Source organism: Rhizobacter sp. (assembly GCA_021153565.1).
Classification (GTDB): domain Bacteria; phylum Pseudomonadota; class Gammaproteobacteria; order Burkholderiales; family Burkholderiaceae_C; genus Albitalea.
The window spans coordinates 1-6,172 of record JAJKJU010000216.1 but is presented as its reverse complement, the minus strand read 5'-3'; the positions used below and the strand labels follow the sequence as shown (position 1 = coordinate 6,172).

The 6,172-nt window shown below is 61.9% G+C and carries 6 protein-coding genes and 2 pseudogenes; 4 read left to right on the top strand and 4 right to left on the bottom strand.

Translation table 11 applies throughout. The features are described 5' to 3' along the window. Both AC30NL_RS13565 and AC30NL_RS13560 read right to left on the bottom strand, forming a co-directional pair. The coding region (locus tag AC30NL_RS13565; RefSeq protein ID WP_489464528.1) for a DUF4062 domain-containing protein at positions 1-930 on the bottom strand (930 nt) is incomplete at its 3' end. 92 nt (positions 931-1,022) lie between these two features. Then, positions 1,023-1,568, bottom strand: a complete 546-nt coding sequence (locus AC30NL_RS13560; RefSeq protein ID WP_489464529.1) for a DUF1287 domain-containing protein — start codon at positions 1,566-1,568, stop codon at positions 1,023-1,025. Positions 1,569-2,045: 477 nt separating this feature from the next. Between AC30NL_RS13560 and AC30NL_RS13555 the strand changes: the two genes are divergently transcribed. The 4 genes and pseudogenes from AC30NL_RS13555 to AC30NL_RS13540 all read left to right on the top strand — a co-directional run. Beyond that, positions 2,046-4,064 carry a DNA repair protein gene (locus tag AC30NL_RS13555; RefSeq protein WP_489464527.1) on the top strand — a complete coding sequence of 673 codons (2,019 nt, stop codon included), beginning with the start codon at positions 2,046-2,048 and terminating at the stop codon, positions 4,062-4,064. A gap of 13 nt (positions 4,065-4,077) precedes the next feature. Then, positions 4,078-4,320: pseudogene (locus AC30NL_RS13550) on the top strand (hypothetical protein); the annotation flags it as partial. Further along, the gene (locus tag AC30NL_RS13545) at positions 4,296-4,580 is read left to right on the top strand and encodes a ParB N-terminal domain-containing protein (RefSeq protein WP_489464526.1); all 285 of its coding nucleotides are present in this window, start codon (positions 4,296-4,298) and stop codon (positions 4,578-4,580) included. The pseudogene AC30NL_RS13550 and the gene AC30NL_RS13545, both read left to right, overlap by 25 nt. A 227-nt stretch (positions 4,581-4,807) precedes the next feature. After that, positions 4,808-5,388 (top strand): annotated as a pseudogene (locus tag AC30NL_RS13540) (IS5 family transposase); the annotation flags it as partial. A 282-nt stretch (positions 5,389-5,670) separates the two neighbouring features. Here AC30NL_RS13540 and AC30NL_RS13535 read toward each other — a convergent pair. Both AC30NL_RS13535 and AC30NL_RS13530 read right to left on the bottom strand, forming a co-directional pair. Continuing rightward, on the bottom strand, positions 5,671-5,895 hold the full coding sequence (locus AC30NL_RS13535) for a hypothetical protein (RefSeq protein ID WP_489464525.1): 225 nt from the start codon (positions 5,893-5,895) through the stop codon (positions 5,671-5,673). A gap of 53 nt (positions 5,896-5,948) precedes the next feature. Next, positions 5,949-6,172, bottom strand: a 224-nt coding sequence (locus tag AC30NL_RS13530; RefSeq protein ID WP_489464524.1) for a hypothetical protein, incomplete at its 5' end; no start/stop codon positions are given.

Sequence of the window (6,172 nt, the reverse complement as noted above, 5' to 3'; positions counted from 1 at the left end):
TTTTCTCGTGTTGGAAGGCTTCGATAACACCCCGCAAAAGGTCTCTGGCTCGGAACAGCGGCCAGCTGCGGATTGGCACATGATCACACGGGATGGGACACGTAGAGATTCTTTGGTGAGAAAGTCTCTGAACGCTTGATGCAGGGCAGCCTCGGAGGCTTCGTTAATCATCGAAGGGGCGACCGAGGCAAAGATTGCATTCCAGGAAGGTGCAATTGAAGCTGTGTAGCTTGTGTCCTCGTACGAGGGATAGCCAGTGAGCGGTTGCCGTGCGTCGAAAGCTATGTTTAGGGTAAAGCGGTCGTCGCCTTGCGCAAGTAGATCAGTGCCGGGAGGTGGACTGTCGCGGGTGGCAGCTGCTTCGGCTTCCAACTCTGCAACTCGGCTCTTCAGTGCGAGAACCTCAACGAGTGTCGCTTCGGTCGGGACCTTATCTGCACGCACCCAACCCACTGCGGGGTGCCGCTTGGTTGCAGCAGTAAGCCCGACAATGACCTTCGCTTTGAGGTCATCTGCGTTATTCCAGTAAACACAGGTGTGCTTCTTCTCGACCTTTGCTCGAAACCTCTTCAGGCGCTCCCATGCATCCGAGTCAGTCTCGGTTTTCTCCCGAGGTAATTGATCTGGATTTGCGTGAAGTAGCGGAATGACGGGCTTCTTGGCTGCGACGGCGTGGTCGTACTCTTTTTCGGTGTAGCTCAAACCAGCTTCGTCCCTCGATCCATACCGCCCGCCGACGATAAGGATGTAGTAGTCGGACGAATCAATCACATCGCGTATCAGTAGCCATGCGGTGTCGTCGGTTGCCGGAAACAACTCCATTCCTGCTGGCATGTGATCAATCTCGAGGATTGCCTTCAGCACAGCTTGGCGCTCCTCCTGCAAGTCGAGAAACGTAGAGCTGATGAAGATTTGGTAGCGCTTGTCCATGGATTTGGATTCTGAGGCCTAACGGTTGAGATGAGAGGCTTGACCCGGCTTGCCGGGGCAAGTCCTCTCGATTGAAGGGTTAGGCGCCTGCATCATTTGCCGTAGCGATAGTGCCTCGAAATGGGGTAGCTGAAGAGGATATCGTCTTCCACCGGACCCGCACCGATGTTGTGAATGATCTTCGGCCGTTGGCTGCCAGGGACAAACTGATCGGAGACGATCCCGATGTGCGGCAGATTGCCCGGAAGGCGCCAAGTGACGAGATTGCCCGCGAGGTAGTTCGCCGGAGAACTATTGACCGCAAAGGTAGTTCCATGGCGCGCCAGGAAGACCTCCAGATTTGGGACACGCCGATGATCAATGTTCGAGTCAGGCGCCTTCAGCCCCCATGTTGCGGGGTATGACTTGAAACTCTTCGACATATCTTCGTGCACAAGGGCTTGCAGGTCGATGCCTAGTTGACGATAGGCCCGGATCACTAGATCTGTGCACACACCCAGGTTGTCAGGAACGTCGCCTAGCGGATATCCGATTCTTCGGTAAGTGCCATCGTACGTTTCCCGGTGGCGCGTGCGCTCGCGTGCCGCCTCGACAAGCTTGCGAGCAAAGGATTCTGCCGCTACGTGCGAACAGCTCAGCAGTGCACGACGGTGGTGGAGAACGTTCTGCGGGAGTACATGAGGCGCCTAACTCGACGGGATCGGTGACGTCAAGTTCCGAGGTGGACCTGCCGTTCGCCGAGACGCACACCGAGGTCAGCTTTCGGCAGCGGGGCGACATTCGGCACGCCACAGTCGAACGTCGGCAGACAGTCTCACGCAGTCGCACGCCGGCCGAGGACCTTATGGCCGGGAGTGTGGATTGAGCGGCGCAGGGCGAACGACAGCGACCGCGGCGAAGCGGCGGCGGCTGGCGTGAGCAGTAGTGCGGTCAGGGGGCAAGCGGGCAGTCTGGCCCGTTCGCGATCGTCGGCGCTGATCCGGCGTAAACGGCAGAGCGATCGGCCAGCCAGCTCCGCGTCGGTGCCACGAGTGCCAACTGAGGGTTGATGGACGCCCGATTGCCCCGAGACTGATCGCACATCAGCCGAACCAATGCTGATATGGAGGCGATCAATGGAACTGGAAATGGCCGGCGAACCGGCTGCGCACCCGTCGGCCCACGAAGGCGGCTATCTGCCGCTGCAGCTCACCCTCAAGGGCTTCAAGGGCATCCGCAGCGGCCTCGGCCGCGACACCCTGACCCTCGATTTCGAGTCGCTAGGGGAGGATTCTTCTCTGGTGGCAATCGCCGGGGGCAACGGCCGCGGCAAGTCGACCGTCATGGACAATTTGCATCCGTACTTGGTAATGCCGTCGCGAGCCGGCACCGACGGCCTGGGCGCCTTTTCATACTACGACCATGTCTATCTGCCCGAGAGCCAGAAGGAGCTGATCTGGGCGCATGGGGGACGGCGCTACAAGACCCAGCTGGTCTTCAGACTCAACGGTAAGCGCAAAACGGAGGCGTTTCTCTTCGAGGAACAAGGCTCGGCATGGGGGCCGGTCAGCCTGGCAGATGGCACGCTCACGGACGGCAAGGTCGACACATACGAGCGCGCAGTGCGGGAGATCCTGGGCTCGGAGGACACCTTCTTCACGTCGGTCTTCTCTGCTCAGGGAAAGCGACCCCTGTCGGCATTCAAGAATGGCGAGGTCAAGACGTTGCTGGCGGACCTGCTGGGGCTGGAGCGGATTCGTGCAGAAGGTGCGCGGGCCGCAGAGACAGTGCGACTGCTGAAGGCCGGACTGGGTGTAGTGCGCCAGGAGCAAGCGCAAGCGGCTGAATCGATTTTGCAGCTGGAGCGCCAGGCCACGGCACCCGCTACGGCGGATGCCATGCTGGCGAGGGCCCAAGACGCAAAGAAGGCGGCTGCGGCCCGTCTGGCTGAAGCCCAGGCCACCTCGACGCGCGTTGAAGCGCAGGCGTCCGCTTCCGCAGGGCACGATGGTCGACGCGCTGAACTGGCTGCCGACCGCGCTCGAGCCAACGGCCAGCACCAAGAGTCGGCGCGCCGGCTGAGAGAGGAACAGCGACGGATCGACCAGCGCGCGGCGGGGACGGATCAGCGCGTGAAGACGCGAAAGCGCCAGCATGCCGAGCGACGCGGGCAGTTACAGGGGCAGCGCGATGCATTGGCCCGCGCGGCGGCCATGGCGGCCAAGGTCAGGTGGGCAGCGGTGCGAAGGCCGGCCGCGGCGCGATGCGTCGAAGAGCGCACGGCCAGGCTGTCGGCGGCCCAAGGCGCCGTCGATCGGGCAGAGGCGCTTCGCGGACAAGTCCGACTGCATCGTCAGGCGGTCGAAGGCATCGAGCGGGAAGCTGGCCAACTGGCGTTGCGACACGCTGACCTCAAGAACCGATTCGGCCTTGCCGCACAGGTGCCCTGCGCCGGAATGCCGCTGCAGGGCCGCTGCCAGCTGCTCACCGATGCCCGGGAGGCGCAGACGCTGATTCCGAGCGTCGACGCGCAGCTCATCCAACTTGGGGGCCGCAAGCGACAAGAGCAAGAAGGTCTGGCATCCGTGAGTGCGGAGCTCGAGCGGCTCGCCGGGGCGGCCGAGCGCCGCAATCGGGCGGAGCAAAAGCTCGAGGCTGCGCAGGCCCGCCTCGCGGCGTTGCAACTGCTGCTGGCGCGCACGGAAGAAGTTGAGCAAGCGGCCGCGGCCCTCGGGCCGGTCGATCTGGAACTTCAGATGCTGGGCGTGTCTCCGGCCGAAGAAACCCCTGAAGAGGCGGTCGAGCGAGCCGAAATTGCAGCCGCGAGGGAACGGCTGGCAACTGACAAGTCGGACGCGGAGACCGCCCTGCAGGAGTCACTCGCCCGCGTCGACGTGGCGTTGCGCGCGTTGCCCCCGGCCTTTGACAGCGCTCGCCTGGCCGCTGCGCGTCACGCGCTGAGTGATGCCGAGGGGGGCGATTCGACAGGCCGAGCACGCCGAACTGGTCGCGGTGCGGCAACACGAGCAAACCGTCGCAGTGCAGGGCCAGGTCGCGGCAGCTCGTGCGGCGCAAGAGGCGGCCGACGAGCGCGCCACGATGATCGAGGGCGAGTTGAGCAGCTGGAGCCTTCTGGCCAAGTGCTTGAGCAATGATGGTGTAATCGCCTCGGACGAAGCTGACGGTCCGCTGGATCCGGATCACAAGCGGATGTTCATGGACATGAAGCGCGAGGTGCTGCGGCTCGGACGATATGCGCGCGAGTTCTACGTGTCGCAGACGCCGGAGTTGACGGCAATGGCCGACCACGTGATTGACCTGGATGCGTTGGTCAACGACAGATTGTCTCGGGCCCCAACCATCGGACCTACTACGACCCCAAAGCGATGGCCGAACTGGAAGAGGGAGTGAAGGCGGCGGGCCGTATCACGCAGCCGATTCAGGTCCGTCCCCACCCCACGCAAGAGGGTGTTTGGGAGATCATCGCCGGCGAACGACGCTGGCGTGCAGCGAGAAAAGTGTTGGTGCTCATCTGCGCGCGGCTTTCGATTTGGAAGACGCCCATGGTGTCAGCCTTGCACACCAGTCGTAGGTTTACATGGTCGCTCACAGCGGGTCGGTGTCTTGCAGCGACGTCTCTCGGCGCAAATTGTTTTCTCTGGCTCCAGTAACCTGGGCAAGCACGGCAATGCGTCGGTCGTAGCGCATGGCTCCTGCAATGCGAAGCAGAGGCTGCTTTGGCGAAAGCCAAGGCTCTTTCGCAATAAGTGTCGAACAACGAAATAAACGCCGGGGAAATGCTGAACAATTCGGCCCGAAATCCGGCATGCATAGAACGCCATGAAGCAACCCCGAAATCGCCGACGCAACTGAGCTTTGCCAGCTACGAATATGCGCAGAAGCGGTGCAAGACGCGATCTACGACAGCCAGTCGATGCGCGAGTTCACGGTCATCGACCTGTCGCTCGAGACGGTGCCTGATGCCACCACGCTGCTGAAGTTTCGTCGCCTGCTCGAACAACATGACCTCACGGCCAAGCTGTTCGAGGGCATCAATGCAGACTTGGCCGAAAGCGGGTTGCTGCTGCGCGAGGGCACGATGGTGGACGCCACCATCATCGCCGCGCCACCGTCGACCAAGAACGAAGACAAGTCGCGTGATCCCGAGATGCACCAGACGAAGAAGGGCAACGAGTGGCACTTCGGCATGAAGGCACACATTGGTGCAGACGCCGATTCGGGCCTGATGCACAGCCTTCACGCCACGGCCGCCATCGAGAGCGACGTGGCGCACATGCACGAACTGCTGCAGGGCAGGAGACGAAGGCCTTTCGGGACGCGGGCTACATCGGCGTCGAGAAGCGGCCCGAGGGTGCACAGGCGAAGGTCGAGGGAAAGACTCGCAGCGACATTGAATGGAACGTGGCCCTGCGGCGCAGCACGATTACCAAGATGGCCGAGGGCACCCTCAAGACACTTAAGCCGTTGGGGTCTCGGTAAAGCGTCGGGGTCCTCGCAATCACGGTAATGGGTTCGCCTTTCCGCACATCACGAACGCGCAGCTACTCGAAAATACCGCTTGGCTGAAGTCGGATCGCGCGTCCGATCGACGCCAGGGCGGGCTTTTCGCTGCTCCGTTGAGTTCCAACGAACAGGGATTGGAAAGTCAATCGCGTGTGAATCCAGTTCGCTCCAGGTTTGAACACACGCAACATCCACCAAACCATCAAACGTAAATCTAAATGTACAACCGCAATAGAATCACAAGCAGTGGCCGTCCCCCAGAAGCTTGGCAAGAGACAGTGGTCCGCGGCCGGGGGGGCGAGGGTAGTAGTTCGGCACGATCACGTGCGTTCCCTTCTCAGTCGTTCCATTCACGTCCGCCGGCTGCACGTCCGCCAGCTGCACATTCGTCCGCTTCAAATCAGTTCGCTTCACGTCTGCCCGCTTCACGCCTGCCCGCTTCACGTCCGCTCTCTGCGCCACGAGATGGATCCTCCGTTGAATCCGCCGTCACGAGCCAGTCGAGCAACTCGAGCCTAGGCCTCATCCAAGACACTCGGTCTGCCGGGGAGGACCTGGCGATCGATCTCGAGCGCCAGCAGCGGGCGCTCAGCCTCGAAATCGGTCAGTGGCTCCGGGAGGGTGGGAATGAGGTGCCGGGCGGGATTGCCGATTTCGACCAGGAGGCGAACGCGCGCTCGTTCGCGCGCGTACTCAATCGCCTCTTGCCGCGAGCACGAGGGCGGGATGGCGAAGAACT